The sequence below is a fragment of the Cellvibrio sp. KY-GH-1 genome (genome assembly GCF_008806975.1).
Taxonomy (GTDB): domain Bacteria; phylum Pseudomonadota; class Gammaproteobacteria; order Pseudomonadales; family Cellvibrionaceae; genus Cellvibrio.
On sequence record NZ_CP031728.1, the window covers coordinates 5,412,889 to 5,431,835 of the forward strand.

Here is an 18,947-nt window from a genome sequence, read left to right on the forward strand (position 1 = left end):
GTGGATTATGACCGCACTGGCCGAACGTTACAGAAGGTGGATGCCGAGGGCTACCAGACTCGCTACCAGTACAGCGGTTTTGGTGATCTGATTAGTGAAACCCGCACTCTGGAAACGGTTGCGAAAAACCCGCAGTTGCTGGCGAATAAAGTCACTACTACCTTGTATGAATACGATACCCGTGGTTTGCGTACCCGTACCTTGCTGGATACAGAAGGCCTGAGTCTGGGTAGCAAGAAGGTGTATGACGCCTTCGGGCGCGTGGTAAGTGAAACCAACGCCAGTGGTAAAACCACCACGACCCGTTACGATGATGCTGGTCGTATTGTTGTGGTAACCGATGCATTGGGTGGCCAAAGCCGCACCGAATTTGATGCGTTTGGTCGCACACTCAAACAAATTGACGCCGCCGGAAATGAAACGCTGTATGCCTATGACGCGGCAAGTCGCCGTGTGATTACGCGTACACCTACTGGTATCGAGTCCCGTATTACCCACAACCGTCACGGCCAGCAAATTGAGGTGACGGATGGCAATGGCGTGTCCTTGCAATACAGCTATGACACTGACGGTAATTTATATCAAACCAAACGTGTAGACGCCTCTGGTGAGGTGCTGCTGGAAACACGAGTTTACGATCAAGTCGGTTTGTTGCTGGATGTCACTGATGCGCGTGGTATACGGACTCACTTTACCTACGATGCTGCCAACAGGACCTTCACCAGTGTGCAGGATGCGGATGGTCATGCGTGGGAAACCGTGTATGCCTACAACAGTTTTGGCAATCGTGTTCGCGTAACCGACCCCTCGGGGCGAATCACGCAAACGGATTACGACCGTGTTGGCAATGTGATTAAAACCACCGTGGATCCTACGGGTATTGGCTTGGTCACAGAGTATCGTTATAACGGCGCGGGCAGTGCGGTTGCGGTGGCAACCGGTTACGCGAGCAGCGCGGCGCGTTCAGTCACCCATTATCACTTTGATGCGTTGCAGCGTCGCACCCGTGAGGTGGTTGATCCGGCAGGATTGGCAATTACCAAGACTTACGAATACACCCTTGATGGCAAGGTGAGTGCGGTTGTCGATGCCAAAGGGCTGCGTAGCTATTTTGCGTATGATGATCTTGGCCGTGAAATCTTTGCGGTGAATGCCGAAGGCTACGTCACCGAGTCATTCTATAACGCGGTGGGGCAGCGTGTAGGTACTCGTGAATACAACCGCCCCGTGAGTTTTGCCAACGACAATAGCACGTTAAATGTTGAGCAAGTTCGCGGGCGTTTGGTGGCCGATGCTGACCAGGACCGCGTCAGTCATGTAGTGTTTGATGCGGATGGTCGTGCGGTCTATTCCATTGATAGCGCCAACCGTGTTGCCGAGGTGCGTTACGACAATAACGGCAATGCGATTGAATCCCTGGCGTATACCCACGCGATTGTCATTCCCTCCAGTGTTACCAAGCCACAGGATTGGACCTTACAGCGCGTGCGTGATGCATTGGTGGCGGCAAGCAATACCGATGCAACCGCTGTTCGAACCAAAACCTTCTACGATTCGGCCAACCGTGCAATCTACAGCATGGACAGTCTCGGTGCTGTGACGGAACAGGCCTACGACACCAGCGGTAACTTGCTGCTGAAGAAATCCCATCAGGAGTTCCTGTCGTACAACGCGATCACCACGCGGGCGGCATTGGAAACCGCGTTGAGTCACACCGCGACAGATCGCGCCATCCGTTATGTCTATGACGCCGCTAACCGTGTGCGTTTTGTGGTGGATGGCGAAGGGTTTGTTACCGAGCATCGTTATGATGCAGCAGGGTTGCTCACTCACACCATTGCCCATGCACAGCCTGTGAGTCTCGCGGCAGCGGTCAGTGAAGTGGTATTGAATGATGCGTTAACCAGTTTGGCCAGTGCGGCTAACCGGGTGAGCGAAACCGTCTATGACACTGCCGGTCGTGTGGTGGGGGCGAAAGACGGTTTGGGCTATCAGGACAGCTACACCCTGGATGCCAATGGCAATGTGCTGGCGCAGACCAATAAAAATGGCCATGTGACCCGTCGTATTGTGGATGCACTGGGGCGTTTGCGTTACGAGATTGATGCTGAAGGGCGAGTGACCGAGCATCTGTATGATGCGCAAGGCAATGTTGTGTTAGCGGTTAAATATGCACAGGCCGTGGATACCACTGGCTGGGGTGGCGCCGTTGATGAAGCGACCTTGCTGTCGCGTTTAAGCCCCTCCGGTAATGACAGCGTCGAGCGTTTTGCGTACGACAACCAGGGCCGACTGGTGTTTAGTGTGGACGCACTGGGTGCGGTTACCGAAACGCGCCGCACCGGCATCATGATGAAAAACGGTACTACCTCCGGCGATATGTATGGCCAGGATGTGGTGGATGTCATTCGTTACGAGCAACGCATCCCACTCACCGGAGATATGAGTCAGGGCGGTATCCGTACGGCGCTGGAAGTGCTGGGTTACGGCAGTAAAACCTGGTACGAATCTAACTGGCAAGGGGCCCGGATCAGCAGAACCTATCATGATCAACTGGGGCGTCCTAGCTTCAGGGTTGATGAGCAGGGACGCGTACATGAAACCCGTTATACCGCTGCCGGTCAGGTAGCGGACGAGTTCATTTACGCCAATCTGGTGGATATCAAACAGCTGACTACTCTGGAGTCGCTGCGTGCGGCCCTGGTGGGTAATCCGGTCTTCCGCCTGACCCATTTCAATTACAACCAGCGCGGTGATTTGGTCAGTACTGTGCGCGACCCGGATGGCAAGGCGCAAACCGAAGCACAGGTGATTAATGCGTTTGGTGAAGTGATTGCGCGTGTCGATGCCAACCTGCATACCACCAAACAGGTTTATGACAACCGTGGCAATGTGATTTTTGTGGTTGATGCCCTGGGTCGTGTGAGTGAGCAGGTGTTTGATGCTGACGGCCGTGTTGTACAAACAACGCACTATGCAAACGCTATTAATCCAGCAACGGTTACGGCGGATCGCCTGAGTGTTGAGTCTCAGTTGATTGTGACGAGTGATGACCGTATTACCGTCAAGCTCTATGACAATGCCGGTCAGTTGCGCTTTGAGGTTGACGCTACGGGTGCGGTGAAAGAGTGGCGTTATGATGCGGCCGGTCAGGTGACCAGCTCATTGTCCTATAACCGTTACATTAATCTGGCGGGACAGGCGCTCGATAGCCTGACGATTACCAGCGTGAATGGTCTGTTGCAGGCAGCAGGGTACACGGCCGGTGCGCAATTCAATACCCAGGTTCAAACCAACCAATATGACAAGAGCGGCCTGTTGGTAGCAACCTCTGACACTGTGAATACCCGAGCAAAACACTACGATGCGAAGGGCAAGCTGATTAGTGAGACTGACCTGGGGGTTGCCGGTACAGCGGATGACCGCGTGAACCGCTATTACTATGACCTGACGGGCAAGCTGGTCTTCAGTGCGGATGCCGAAGGGTACATCACGGAATATCTCTATAACGATTTTAATGAAGCGATTGGTGAGACTCGTTTTGACCGTATTGATGTGGATGAACTGGATGCGCTCAGTGCGGCCGGTTTTGAGCAAGTTAAACGCTTTGTGGAACTACAAGTTCACTTGCGCCATCACGAGATTGTTCTCGCTGACCAGCCCCTGGGCTTCTGGAGTCTGGATGAAACCAGTGGTACCCAGGTAAAAGATCTGGGTACGCATGGTTATCACGGCACCTATAACAATGCAGTAAGCGCTTCCAATAGCGCGATCGAAGGTACCGGTAAAGGCATTAACCTGGCGCGTTACGGCTCAGCGTCATTGCCCTCCAGTGCCGCGATAGCGGGTAATAACCCTCGTACTATTGAACTGGTTGTGCAGAAGGATGAACGTGCTACTCGTGAACAAGTGATTTACTTTGCAGGCAATGACAACGATGGAGAATCGCTGGTTATTGCGTTTGATGACGATGGCTTGCGCTTTGATGCAGGCGGCGAGTCGTTCATGCACCGTCTGGATATTGCCTACATTGGCAAGCCACTGCATATCGCGGTGACTTACAACAGTCGCGACCTGGTGGTGTATATCAATGGGCAGGCACTTGAACATTGGTATGTCAATTTAAATACCGCAACGGATTATCATCTGGTTGGCCAAAAGCCAAACGGCCACTTTGGCCTGACCGGGATGGTGCGCGATGTTGCGGTGTATGACCAGGTGCTATCGACAGCAGATATCCAGCGGCACGCGAAGAGTGCGCTCAAACCGGTCACCGGCGCTGATCGCACGGAGCGTATTGTTCTTGACCAGTTTGGCCAAAAGGCCTACAGCATTGATGCGGAAGGCTATATCACCGCGCACACATTTGATCCGCAAGGCAATGAAATTGAAACACGCCGTTATGCCGAGGTTAGCCTCGCTACCCTGGCGGCATTCGGCTTTGCGCTCTCGGAAAAAACCAGTGCACTGGAATTGAAAAATGCCATCCAGGCCTATGTTGCCTTGCGTCCCGCGGCAATGGCGGCGGATCAGGTGATTACCTCGGTATACGATACCCTGGATCGTCAGATCTTTCAGGTGGATGGCGCAGGTTATGTGCGTGAAACCCGCTATGACGCTGTGGGTAATCGCGTGAAAGAGATTGCCTATGCAACAGCCCATACCGCGGCACAAATTGCGGCGTTGCCATTATCCGGTGCGATTAGCAACGCCCTGGATCGTGACACTAACTACATCTACGATGCGGCCAATCAGTTAATTGGGGTTGAGGCGGCGGATAATGCGGTCACGCAAAACCACTATAACGCCTTTGGTGAGCGAGTGCGTGTTCGCTCGGCGGTAGGTGAGGCGGATGAGCGGGAAACTCAATTTATCTATGACCGTGCGGGACGTAAGTCTGGCGAGCGCAGTGGCAATGCCATTGCGCAAGCGGGCGTGCGCAGCACAATCACCTATGATGCCTTGGGGCAGGTGATCAGTGAAGAAAATGAAGCGGGTGAAGTGACTCGCTATGTGTATGATCAACGGGGCAACCTGACGCACACCATCAATGCTGAAGGTGATGTTGCTACACAGCAATACAATGCATTCTCTGAGGTGATTGCAGAGCGTAGTGTGGCGACCCGCATTAGCCCGGCCATTGGCAACCATCAAGGAGAGCTGACCACGGCCCTGACCTCGCAATTGGTTGCTAACGCGGCGGATAGTATCCAAAGCACCGCCTATAACAAGATGGGCGAGGTGATTGGCAAGGTAGATGCTGAAGGCAATGCCACCGGTTATGTGCGCAATGCGTTTGGCGAGGTAGTTCGTCAGGATGAGTCGGTCAGTGCGTCGCAAGTACAAAGCACCGAATTTGCGTATGACCGTCGCGGTCTGAATACTTTAACTACGCGCGATCCGGAGGGAAATAATCTCTCGGTACAAAAAACCTACGATGCGTTCGGGAACCTGGTGGAGGAAACCAACTGGCGGGTGAAGGCCTCGTTTGAATTACCGGTGGCTACCTCGTTCTGGTCTGCGAATAACATTAATGGCAATACCATCAAAGATGGCGCCAGTGGAACGTTAAACGGCTCAAGTTCTTCTGGTGTTACTGTGGCGAATGAGCATCCAACGGGTAACCCGTTGCTGCAGTCATTCTCGTTTGATGGTACCAGCAGTGGTCGTACTATCTCATTGGGTACTGACTCCAAATTAAATGCCGACCATGGCACTGTGTCTTTATGGATGAAGACAGCAGATGCAGGTACGGGTGAGCGTTTATTGTTTGGTGATTACTACAGTTATCGCATCAGCCTGATAAATAACAATATTGTTGTTAACAATATTGCATCTGGCCAAAGTGCCTCACCGTCACCGGCTATCAAACTTAACGACAACAACTGGCATCACATTGCCCTGACGTTCGATAAAGATGTGGCGCAAGGTGCATCTTTGTATGTTGACGGTGAGAAGGTTTCCACATTCACCATTAACCGAGCGGCTAGCTTATATACAACGGGTATTGGTAGTACTGCTGGCAGTTATATATATAAAGGTCTGATCAGTGATGTCGGTTTGTATGCGGATGTGTTATCGGCCGATGACATCAAAAACCTGGTTGCCGCCACCAAAGCTATTGCTGGTCATCCGGAAGGCGTTGTTCGTTACGCCTATGACCAGCGCAACCAGCAAATCTCTGTTACCAATAAACTGGGCATTACCAGTTTCACCACCGTTGATGCCTTCGGTGAAACCATTTCCAGTAAGGACGCACTGGGCAATATCACCACCTATGCCACCGATAAAACGGCACGCCGTTTAACTGTCACGACAGCCGAAGGTATCCAGACCCGTACTTACTTCAACGGTCAGGGTGATGTCATTGAACTGATTGATGGCGAAGGCCATTCAACCACTTACGAATACGATGACAATGGCAACCTGGTGAAGGAAACCAATGCGGAGGGTGAAATTGTCACTCTGGTTTACGATGCGGCCAACCGTGTCACCACCGAAACCCGCAACGGAGTCGTGGTCCAGAGCACCTATGACAAAGCGGGACGGGTACTGCAAATTGCGCGCGACCCGGCCAGCACCAACCTGATTAGTACCAGCCGTTATAACACGCGTGGTCAGGTGATTGAGTCTACCGATCCTACAGGTCTGGTGACCCGGACTTTTTATGACCGTAATGGTCGTGTCGTCCGTGTGGTTCTGGATCCGAGCGGGAAAAATCTGATCACTGAATACACCTATGACGGTGTTGGCAAAATCACCGAACAGCGCGAAGCGGTGGGTACGGCGGCGCTGCGAGTCACGCGCTTTGAGTACGACGTATTAGGCCGCAAGGTGAAGGAGACGGTGGATCCGGCGGGCTTGGGGTTAGTCACCACCTACGAGTACGACCACAACAACAACCTGATCAAACAAACCGCGCCGAATGGCGGCGTAACGCGCACTTACTACGATGCAGAAAACCGTGCGCGAGTCATTGTGAATGCGGTGGGTGCGGTAGAAGCGCTGCAGTACGACGCTATGGATCAGGTGGTGTCGAGAACGACCTACAACACGGCGCTAGCGCTGAACCATGCGGCCCTGAACAGCCGCGACCCGGCGGTGGTATTGGCCGCGGTATCCGGATCCGCAAGTAATGATCGTATCACCCGCGAAGTCTTTGATCGTGATGGCCGCGTGGTGTACAGCATCAATGGGCGCAACGAAGTCACGGAAAACCGTTACGACAAGAACGGCAATGTGATTGAACAATTAAGCTACGACCGGGTGATTACGTCACCGGCGAGCTGGACGGTGGCGAATGTGGCCGCCCAGGTGGCCGCAGCGGGCAACACTGACGTGACCAGCCTGCGTACACGGATCATCTATGACGGCGTGAACCGTGAGATTTACCGTGTTGATGGCCGTGGTTATGTGGTTACTACGCAGTACGATGTGCGTGGTAATCGCGTAGCGGTCGTGCGTTCAGCACAGGCAATCAACTACAACACCGCAACCAGCGAAGCGGCAGTAGCTGCGCAACTGGTAGTCCATGCGGATGATCGCACTGAGCGTTACAGCTATGACGGTTTGAATCGCCAGCAATTTATGATTGATGGTAATGGCTATGTGACCGAAACCCGTTATGACGGTGCCAACCGTGTGACAGACGAGATCCGCTATACCGAGCAATTAATGGTATCGGGTGTGGTGAGTTCAGCGGCGATCCAGGGCGCGTTAGGGGCGTTTGGCAGCGATGATATCCGTCAGCGTGTTGAATATGACACATTGGGTCGCCAGACCCGGATAGAAGATGGCAATGGAGCTGCAGACACCTACACCGTTGATGCTCATGGGAACACCACCTCTCACACCGACAAGCGCGGCAAGGTCACACATCTGGTTAACGACCTATTGGGTCGTGAGTTGTACCGTATTGATGCGAGTGGCTACGTCACCCAAACGGTGTATGACGCCCTGAACAATCCAACCCGTGTTATCCAGTACGCGACCGCGATCAGCAAGTCGGGCTGGAGTAGTGCGGTCAGCAAATCCACGGTAGAGGCGTTGGTCAGCCCGCATGCAGATGACCGTACCACCTACCTTGCCTACGATGCCGCGGGTGAAGAGCAATACCGTGTGGATTCGAAAGGTACCGTGACGGAAACCTCGCGTCGTGGTCATGTAATCGACACGACAGTGTACGCACAGGCTATCCCGTTAACCGGTGACCTGAGTGCCAGTGGTATTGCCGCCACCCTGTCGGGCCTTAATGCATCGGCTAACAGCCAGAATGTCACCCGTCGCAGTTTCAGTGATGAAGCGGGTCGTGCGGTCTATGAGATCGATGGCAATGGCTATGTCACCCAATCGATTTACAACAGCCAGGGTCAAGTTGAAGAGACCCGTCACTACCGCGATGCGGTATTGCTGTCGAATGCGACCAGTCGTCAACAGTTGATTAGCGTACTCACTAGCAATCCGTCTACGGTATCGGTGTACCAGCAGCAATACGATGACAGCGGCAACCTGGTAGCGACAGTATCGGATCCGGGTGGATTAGCGATCACGCGCACGCAAGTGAACAACGCGTTTGGCGAAGCGAAATCGACCACGGATGCCAATGGCAATGTCACGCAGAACCAGTACGACAAGCGTGGAGCGGTGGTATTGCAAACGAACGCGGAAGGCGAGGTTATCAGCCAGACGTATGACGCGTTTGGTCAGCGTTCGGGCGAAGTGCGCAACGGCGTACAAAGCAGCTTCGGTTACGACAAGGCAGGTAATCTGCTGAGTGAATTGAAAGACGTTGGTGGTCTTGCGGCGCAGACGGTACGGGAATACGACGGCGCAGGTCATGTCACCAAAGAGACTGGTGCCGATGGCATCGCGACAGTCACGGAATACAACGCGGTAGGTCTGGCGGTGAAAGTCACTCGCGATCCGATCACTGGCACCAACCCAGGTGGGTTGAATGTGATCACCGAGTACGTCTACAACGCACAGGGTCAAGTGGTAGAGCAACGCGAAGCGGTGGGTACGACGGCGCTGCGAGTCACGCGCTTTGAGTACGACGTATTAGGCCGCAAGGTGAAGGAGACGGTGGATCCGGCAGGCTTGGGGTTAGTCACCACCTACGAGTACGACCACAACAACAACCTGATCAAACAAACCGCGCCGAATGGCGGCGTAACGCGCACTTACTACGATGCAGAAAACCGTGCGCGAGTCATTGTGAATGCGGTGGGTGCGGTAGAAGCGCTGCAGTACGACGCTATGGATCAGGTGGTGTCGAGAACGACCTACAACACGGCGCTAGCGCTGAACCATGCGGCCCTGAACAGCCGCGACCCGGCGGTGGTATTGGCCGCGGTATCCGGATCCGCAAGTAATGATCGTATCACCCGCGAAGTCTTTGATCGTGATGGCCGCGTAGTGTACAGCATCAATGGGCGCAACGAAGTCACGGAAAACCGTTACGACAAGAACGGCAATGTAATTGAACAATTAAGCTACGACCGGGTGATTACGTCACCGGCGAGCTGGACGGTGGCGAATGTGGCCGCCCAGGTGGCCGCAGCGGGCAACACTGACGTGACCAGCCTGCGTACACGGATCATCTATGACGGCGTGAACCGTGAGATTTACCGTATTGATGGTCGTGGTTATGTGGTTACCACGCAGTACGATGCACGGGGTAATCGCGTAGCGGTCGTGCGTTCAGCACAGGCAATCAACTACAACACCGCAACCAGCGAAGCGGCAGTAGCTGCGCAACTGGTAGTCCATGCGGATGATCGCACTGAGCGTTACAGCTATGACGGTTTGAATCGCCAGCAATTTATGATTGATGGTAATGGCTATGTGACCGAAACCCGTTATGACGGTGCCAACCGTGTGACAGACGAGATCCGCTATACCGAGCAATTAACGGTATCGGGTGTGGTGAGTTCAGCGGCGATCCAGGGCGCGTTAGGGGCGTTTGGCAGCGATGATATCCGTCAGCGTGTTGAATATGACACATTGGGTCGCCAGACCCGGATAGAAGATGGCAATGGAGCTGCAGACACCTACACCGTTGATGCTCATGGGAACACCACCTCTCACACCGACAAGCGCGGCAAGGTCACACATCTGGTTAACGACCTATTGGGTCGTGAGTTGTACCGTATTGATGCGAGTGGCTACGTCACCCAAACGGTGTATGACGCCCTGAACAATCCAACCCGTGTTATCCAGTACGCGACCGCGATCAGCAAGTCGGGCTGGAGTAGTGCGGTCAGCAAATCCACGGTAGAGGCGTTGGTCAGCCCGCATGCAGATGACCGTACCACCTACCTTGCCTACGATGCCGCGGGTGAAGAGCAATACCGTGTGGATTCGAAAGGTACCGTGACGGAAACCTCGCGTCGTGGTCATGTAATCGACACGACAGTGTACGCACAGGCTATCCCGTTAACCGGTGACCTGAGTGCCAGTGGTATTGCCGCCACCCTGTCGGGCCTTAATGCATCGGCTAACAGCCAGAATGTCACCCGTCGCAGTTTCAGTGATGAAGCGGGTCGTGCGGTCTATGAGATCGATGGCAATGGCTATGTCACCCAATCGATTTACAACAGCCAGGGTCAAGTTGAAGAGACCCGTCACTACCGCGATGCGGTATTGCTGTCGAATGCGACCAGTCGTCAACAGTTGATTAGCGTACTCACTAGCAATCCGTCTACGGTATCGGTGTACCAGCAGCAATACGATGACAGCGGCAACCTGGTAGCGACAGTATCGGATCCGGGTGGATTAGCGATCACGCGCACGCAAGTGAACAACGCGTTTGGCGAAGCGAAATCGACCACGGATGCCAATGGCAATGTCACGCAGAACCAGTACGACAAGCGTGGAGCGGTGGTATTGCAAACGAACGCGGAAGGCGAGGTTATCAGCCAGACGTATGACGCGTTTGGTCAGCGTTCGGGCGAAGTGCGCAACGGCGTACAAAGCAGCTTCGGTTACGACAAGGCAGGTAATCTGCTGAGTGAATTGAAAGACGTTGGTGGTCTTGCGGCGCAGACGGTACGGGAATACGACGGCGCAGGTCATGTCACCAAAGAGACTGGTGCCGATGGCATCGCGACAGTCACGGAATACAACGCGGTAGGTCTGGCGGTGAAAGTCACTCGCGATCCGATCACTGGCACCAACCCAGGTGGGTTGAATGTGATCACCGAGTACGTCTACAACGCACAGGGTCAAGTGGTAGAGCAACGCGAAGCGGTGGGTACGACGGCGCTGCGAGTCACGCGCTTTGAGTACGACGTATTAGGCCGCAAGGTGAAGGAGACGGTGGATCCGGCGGGCTTGGGGTTAGTCACCACCTACGAGTACGACCACAACAACAACCTGATCAAACAAACCGCGCCGAATGGCGGCGTAACGCGCACTTACTACGATGCAGAAAACCGTGCGCGAGTCATTGTGAATGCGGTGGGTGCGGTAGAAGCGCTGCAGTACGACGCTATGGATCAGGTGGTGTCGAGAACGACCTACAACACGGCGCTAGCGCTGAACCATGCGGCCCTGAACAGCCGCGACCCGGCGGTGGTATTGGCCGCGGTATCCGGATCCGCAAGTAATGATCGTATCACCCGCGAAGTCTTTGATCGTGATGGCCGCGTAGTGTACAGCATCAATGGGCGCAACGAAGTCACGGAAAACCGTTACGACAAGAACGGCAATGTGATTGAACAATTAAGCTACGACCGGGTGATTACGTCACCGGCGAGCTGGACGGTGGCGAATGTGGCCGCCCAGGTGGCCGCAGCGGGCAACACTGACGTGACCAGCCTGCGTACACGGATCATCTATGACGGCGTGAACCGTGAGATTTACCGTGTTGATGGCCGTGGTTATGTGGTTACTACGCAGTACGATGTGCGTGGTAATCGCGTAGCGGTCGTGCGTTCAGCACAGGCAATCAACTACAACACCGCAACCAGCGAAGCGGCAGTAGCTGCGCAACTGGTAGTCCATGCGGATGATCGCACTGAGCGTTACAGCTATGACGGTTTGAATCGCCAGCAATTTATGATTGATGGTAATGGCTATGTGACCGAAACCCGTTATGACGGTGCCAACCGTGTGACAGACGAGATCCGCTATACCGAGCAATTAATGGTATCGGGTGTGGTGAGTTCAGCGGCGATCCAGGGCGCGTTAGGGGCGTTTGGCAGCGATGATATCCGTCAGCGTGTTGAATATGACACATTGGGTCGCCAGACCCGGATAGAAGATGGCAATGGAGCTGCAGACACCTACACCGTTGATGCTCATGGGAACACCACCTCTCACACCGACAAGCGCGGCAAGGTCACACATCTGGTTAACGACCTATTGGGTCGTGAGTTGTACCGTATTGATGCGAGTGGCTACGTCACCCAAACGGTGTATGACGCCCTGAACAATCCAACCCGTGTTATCCAGTACGCGACCGCGATCAGCAAGTCGGGCTGGAGTAGTGCGGTCAGCAAATCCACGGTAGAGGCGTTGGTCAGCCCGCATGCAGATGACCGTACCACCTACCTTGCCTACGATGCCGCGGGTGAAGAGCAATACCGTGTGGATTCGAAAGGTACCGTGACGGAAACCTCGCGTCGTGGTCATGTAATCGACACGACAGTGTACGCACAGGCTATCCCGTTAACCGGTGACCTGAGTGCCAGTGGTATTGCCGCCACCCTGTCGGGCCTTAATGCATCGGCTAACAGCCAGAATGTCACCCGTCGCAGTTTCAGTGATGAAGCGGGTCGTGCGGTCTATGAGATCGATGGCAATGGCTATGTCACCCAATCGATTTACAACAGCCAGGGTCAAGTTGAAGAGACCCGTCACTACCGCGATGCGGTATTGCTGTCGAATGCGACCAGTCGTCAACAGTTGATTAGCGTACTCACTAGCAATCCGTCTACGGTATCGGTGTACCAGCAGCAATACGATGACAGCGGCAACCTGGTAGCGACAGTATCGGATCCGGGTGGATTAGCGATCACGCGCACGCAAGTGAACAACGCGTTTGGCGAAGCGAAATCGACCACGGATGCCAATGGCAATGTCACGCAGAACCAGTACGACAAGCGTGGAGCGGTGGTATTGCAAACGAACGCGGAAGGCGAGGTTATCAGCCAGACGTATGACGCGTTTGGTCAGCGTTCGGGCGAAGTGCGCAACGGCGTACAAAGCAGCTTCGGTTACGACAAGGCAGGTAATCTGCTGAGTGAATTGAAAGACGTTGGTGGTCTTGCGGCGCAGACGGTACGGGAATACGACGGCGCAGGTCATGTCACCAAAGAGACTGGTGCCGATGGCATCGCGACAGTCACGGAATACAACGCGGTAGGTCTGGCGGTGAAAGTCACTCGCGATCCGATCACTGGCACCAACCCAGGTGGGTTGAATGTGATCACCGAGTACGTCTACAACGCACAGGGTCAAGTGGTAGAGCAACGCGAAGCGGTGGGTACGACGGCGCTGCGAGTCACGCGCTTTGAGTACGACGTATTAGGCCGCAAGGTGAAGGAGACGGTGGATCCGGCAGGCTTGGGGTTGGTCACCGAGTTTGTTTACAACAGCCGTGGTGATCAGGTAGCAGTAATTACCGGTGGTATTGCAACGGGCAATGTGCAGCGCGCCATCTACAACAAAGAACAACAGCTTACCCATGAAATCGCAGCGGATGGCGTAGTCAAGAAATACACCTATGATGCCAAAGGTCGAGTGATTGAAACCACAACCTACGCAACACCTTTGGCATTGGGGGCGTTGCCGCTGGATTTGACGGGTGCGTCTCTGAGCCTTGCTACCTCGGTCAAAGACCAGAGTATCCGCAATATTTATGATCGTGATGACCGTTTGGCGTATCAGTTTGATGCAGAGGGTTACCTCACCGAGCTGAGCTACGATCAGAATGGCAATACAGTGAGCGAGCGACGCTACGCGAAAAAGCTTGATGAAGTTGCGCTCAATACGGTTTTATTGTTAAACGCTAATGGTGTTGATGGAAGCACCAATATCATCGATGAGTCTGCGGCTGGTAGAAACTTTACCGCTTCAGGAAACGCAAAAATAAGTGCTTCGCAATCCAAATTTGGCGGGTCCTCATTGTATTTTGACGGATCTGGTGACTTTGTAACCTCTTCAAATAACCTTTCCGATTTTGTATTTGGCACTGGAGATTTTACTGTTGACGCTTGGGTGAAAACCTCCACTACTGGAAAGGTTGCAATAGACTTTCTTACTTCCGGCCAAATGGGTTGGCAGGTGTGGATAAACTCCGCAGGAAAAGTTGAGTTTTACACCAATCAGGCCGTGCTTGCATCTGATACTGTTGTTACCGATGGCAATTGGCATCACATAGCGGTTTCACGCTCTCAAGGAACGCTAAAAATATTTGTTGATGGAAATCTTTCGGGTAGCAAAACCTATACAGCCAATTTGAATTATCAAACCTCAGCTATCGCGGTAGGTGCACAATACGCGCAGCGTAACTCTTCATACGATTGGTTAGGGCACATTGACTCTGTTCGTGTTACCAAAGGAGCGGCGCTCTACAACAGCAACTTCACTCTGCCAGTATATGAACCGGTAGCTGCCAAATCCCTGCAAAACCCTCAACTTACTGCGGCCGCTTTAGCATCAGCAGTTGGTCAGATATCTACTGCTGATGATCAAGCCAGCCGTACCCTGTACGACAATGCAAACCGCGCGGTCTTCAATATTGATTCAGCCGGTTATATCAGTGAAAACATTTTCAATGAGCGTGGGTTGCTGGTATCCAGCATCCAGTACGGCGATGTGCAGCTTGCTGATTTGGGTGTAGCAATAAACACGGTAAACACCGATCAATTCAAAGTTGCGTTAACGAATGCGTTGGCCGATGCAGGTACCACGGTTAACAAGCAAAAAGCGTCGTATTTTGTGTACGACTCGCTCAATCGCGAAGTGTTTGTGATTGATCCGAAAGGTAATGTGACTGAGTCAGTTTATGACGCCGTGAATAATGTCATTGACTCGATTAAATATGGTTCTCCGATTCAGGCACATGCGGGTATGAGCGTGCAGCAGGTACGCGCAGCTGTTGCCGGTTTATCGATTAGTAAGCTGGGAACAGCAACCCGAACTACTAGCGGGATGGCAATTCCCCAAGCCTACGAGTATCAGTCGATAGCAAGAAATAACAGCAAGGCCACTGTGGGGAGTAAAACCGTTGGAGTCACCAATCGCACAGTAAACAGTGTGATAGGTTCCTTACAGCCTTATACGTTTGTGAACAGTTCGGTGGCTGCCAGTCAGGTTTCTTCTAGCAGTAGTGTGTCGATCAATTTAGCTGAACATATGACGGTTAAAGAGGGAAGCCTACGTCTAAGTAGTTCCTATCCAACCTCTGTTCATGGCGGGGCGGGTGCTTATGCCAGCTTGCCAACTGCCACACAAATCAATGATTCAAACGATGGTTTCTATGTAGATATTAGTAAGTACGTGAATCTTGCTACCTTGGGCATGCCTACTTCGGCAGTTGCCACCATTTTGACTTACCCGGTAGGTCAAGCCGATGATCCTGAAGTCGTTCCCGTAGAAACCAAAATTACTACCCGGTTGGGACATGCAGTTGATGTCTATCCACCTCGTTTTACAATGCAGGGGGTGACTTTAGCTAATAGCGTTGTTAGCAAGGCAAGTGGTTCCAATGCCTGGAATAGTAGTATCCGTAGCGGTGTTGGCTATACCAATGGAGCCAGTGTCAGTTTTGTAGCCGATAGAGCAGATAAATCGTTGATGATCGGTTTGAATACTGATCCGACTTATGATGATGGTTATTCTTCTATCGATTGGGCTTTATATCTAAAAGCCGATGGTACCTTGGAGGCCTACCAGAACGGTGGGTTTATGCAAGCATTGGGCACTTATGTAGCTGGTGACCAGTTCAGCGTCACCTATGATGGAAGCGCCGTTAAGTTCATCAAGAATGGCCAGGTATTGCGCAGTGTTACCACTACTATCACCCAGGCACTTTACGCTGATTCGTCATTTAACTCTGTAGGTGGAAGTGTTAGTGGTTTTGATTTCACCGGAGCCGATTTAATTGCACCAACTGGTCGTGTGTGGGTACCACTGACTAATTGGGACGGTCGCGTTAATGTGTTTAAAGAGCCTGACCATATATGGGAGGCGAATGTTATCCCAGAGGGGCACCACATTATTAGTGTGGAGTTACGCTATGAAGCCTTGGCGGGCAACCTCGATACCGGTGTGCCTAATGCAGGTACTACAGCCGCTCCTGGCGCAACTGGAATCTTCGCTGGCTCACGCATCCCGGTAGGTAGAGCCTCTCAACCGAACTACAACCAATCAATTGCGGTAACCACAGCTGGAACCTTACGCAATGCGAACTTGTCGCTAGATTTGTCGAGCCTGCCTTATCAAGGTAAGACCGTGGAGTTCAATTACTGGCCGACGTCCAACCCGGAAGAAGTTAATACGCTGGAAATAATCCCGAATGGCAGCGGTATAGTTACTCCAACACTGACCGGGCTTCTGGCCAGTAGTGGTTATAGCTTTGAAATTGCTGTACTCGATAGTGAGTTGCAAGCGATTCGCAGTGTATCTGGTACGTTTAATACCACGGGCGCTGGCACAATTTCAGTGAGTCCATATTGGGTAGCCTACACCGAAGGATTTGAAGCAGTTTCTAGCAACGTGGGTGTGTCTCGCGATTTATCATGGGCTTCGGCAACTGCATTGCCGGGTGTTGTTCGCCAGGAAATGACTTATCGCAAAGTGGGTGAAGAAGACTGGTCGACAGCAACCGTGGTCACGAATGGTGCTCTGGATCAGGTGACACTGGAGGATATCGTTAAGGGTGACACTTACGAATTTGCAGTTGTGTATGCGAATGCGAAAGGAAAAATGGTGCGTTCGATGGCAGGTACGTTCACCGCAACATCGGCGGGTGGTAATTTTACTGCATCGGATATTCAAGATTACCTTTCGTTGTCCAGCAATACAGGTAGTTCTCTGGATGGTGTCATTAATCCTTACGACATTTTGAATCTCGATAAGGTTGTTGCGCGCGTTTACGGAGTAAATAGTGCTGGGCAAATTAACCGCAGCCAATTAATTAGCCAGGCAGAGACCAGACCTTTTGAGCTCTACAATTGGGCTGAACAAAGCGGTTCAGTATATGGGGGTAGTATTAACCTGAGTGTAGGTACCCCATTGTCCGGAATGCCCGGCGGAGCTACCGGTAAATACTATGTTGAGCTGGATTATTACAATACCGGCTCAACAGTTCCGGTTACCCAGACTCCGTTCTATTACGAAGTGAACCAGGGTGTTCGTAAGCAACAGCAGCTAGTTATTCCGAAGCCGGATTACGATATCAAGACAACTGACCAGGCTGTCTTTAAATACCAATTAACTGGTAGTTCCAGCTGGATTACGTTGCCTGCCAACTACAAAAATAATGAATTTGTAGTGGATTTTGGCAGTCCACTTGCTGCAGGTGATTACATCTTTAGCTTCGACATTCTCAGTGCGTCAGGGCAAACCATTCGCACCATGAGTGGCAGTTTCACGGGCGCACTGGGAGCGGACGCTACACAAAGTACCCAGTGGCACAAGTCTGCTATCACCTCAACGCATTTGGCGGCGGGTGAGGGCGCGAGCTTACGTGGCTACCTCAATACGGCCACAGCGGCGAATCTGGATTATGTTGATGTAGTAGTTCGTGATTTGAATCAAGCGGGTACCCCTATTATCAACGGTGGCGTTGCACGCACTTACATTGACTCAAGCAGTATCGCTATTGGCACCTTCACTGGCGATATCAACCTGAAAATTGGCAGCGGTTTGGCGAATGGTTACTACCAGATCGACATCACGAAAGTCAGTAAGAGTGGTGTGACCAGCGTAGAAACCATTAGCTATCGTTTGGGCACCCAATCTGTTGAAACCACCAGCTTCACAATTCCGGATGTGAACGCAGTACCCAATGCCACAGCGAAGCTGCGTTATGCGTTGTCGGGAAGTAACAGCTACACCGAAATTCCTGCAGTAATTAATGCCAGCGGTTTGGTTGTGAGTGCACAGAATTTTGCGGCGGGCAATTACGATCTTGAAATTGTGTTCACAGATATTGACTCAGAAAATACCGTCAGAGTGATTGAGGGTAATCTGGTTCTGGGTGCGGATAACACCTTCCAGGTATCGCTCAATGATGCGGGTACAGCGGGCAATAACCGCTTCGCTGCGCAACACAACCGTCAGGTATACGACAGCCTGGGGCGTGTTGTGTACTCGCTGGATACCGCCGGCTATGTAACTGGCTACACCTACGATGCCTTGGGGCAGCAAAAATCGAAAACGGTTTATGCACAACCGGTATCGATCAGTGGCACCTTGACCGTGGCAGGCATCGCCGCACAACTGACGGCGCAAACCCTGAGCGCAGGCCAATACAACGGCAAGGTACAGGTCGAGTACGACGCTGCTGGTCGTCAGAAATATGCCATTGATGAAATGGGCAAGGTGGAAGAGTTTGTGTATGACAGCCTGGGCAACCGTCGCCAGGCCATCAATAAAAATAATTACACCAGCTATTACGACTACGATGAAAATGGACGTGTAGAAAAAGAGTTCACACCTCGCACGCTAACTACTACCGCGACCCAGTTCCTGGGTCAGGCGTATGCTGCTGTAGGTGCCGATGTCGGTCAGGTGAAAACCTATCAGTACGATGCCTTTGGCAATCTCACGCGTGCGCGCACCTACCATGCGAACCTGGCGTTGACTGATGCTTTGGTGGGTGATTACACCGAAGTGGTCACGGTTTACGATAAAAACAATCGCAAAACCAGTGAATCAACCACTACGTACACCTATGTGAATAGTGTGGCGCAACCAAGCCTGATCAGCTCAATCAC

General features: G+C 52.6%; 1 protein-coding gene (running past both ends of the window). It reads left to right on the forward strand.

Every position in this 18,947-nt window falls within one protein-coding gene, locus D0C16_RS22555, for a calcium-binding protein (protein ID WP_151034424.1), read on the forward strand. The gene is 40,707 nt long; 12,522 of those nucleotides lie to the left of the window and 9,238 to its right, leaving coding positions 12,523–31,469 in view (codon 4,175, complete, through codon 10,490, partial); the first codon wholly inside the window starts at position 1. Both the start codon and the stop codon lie outside the window.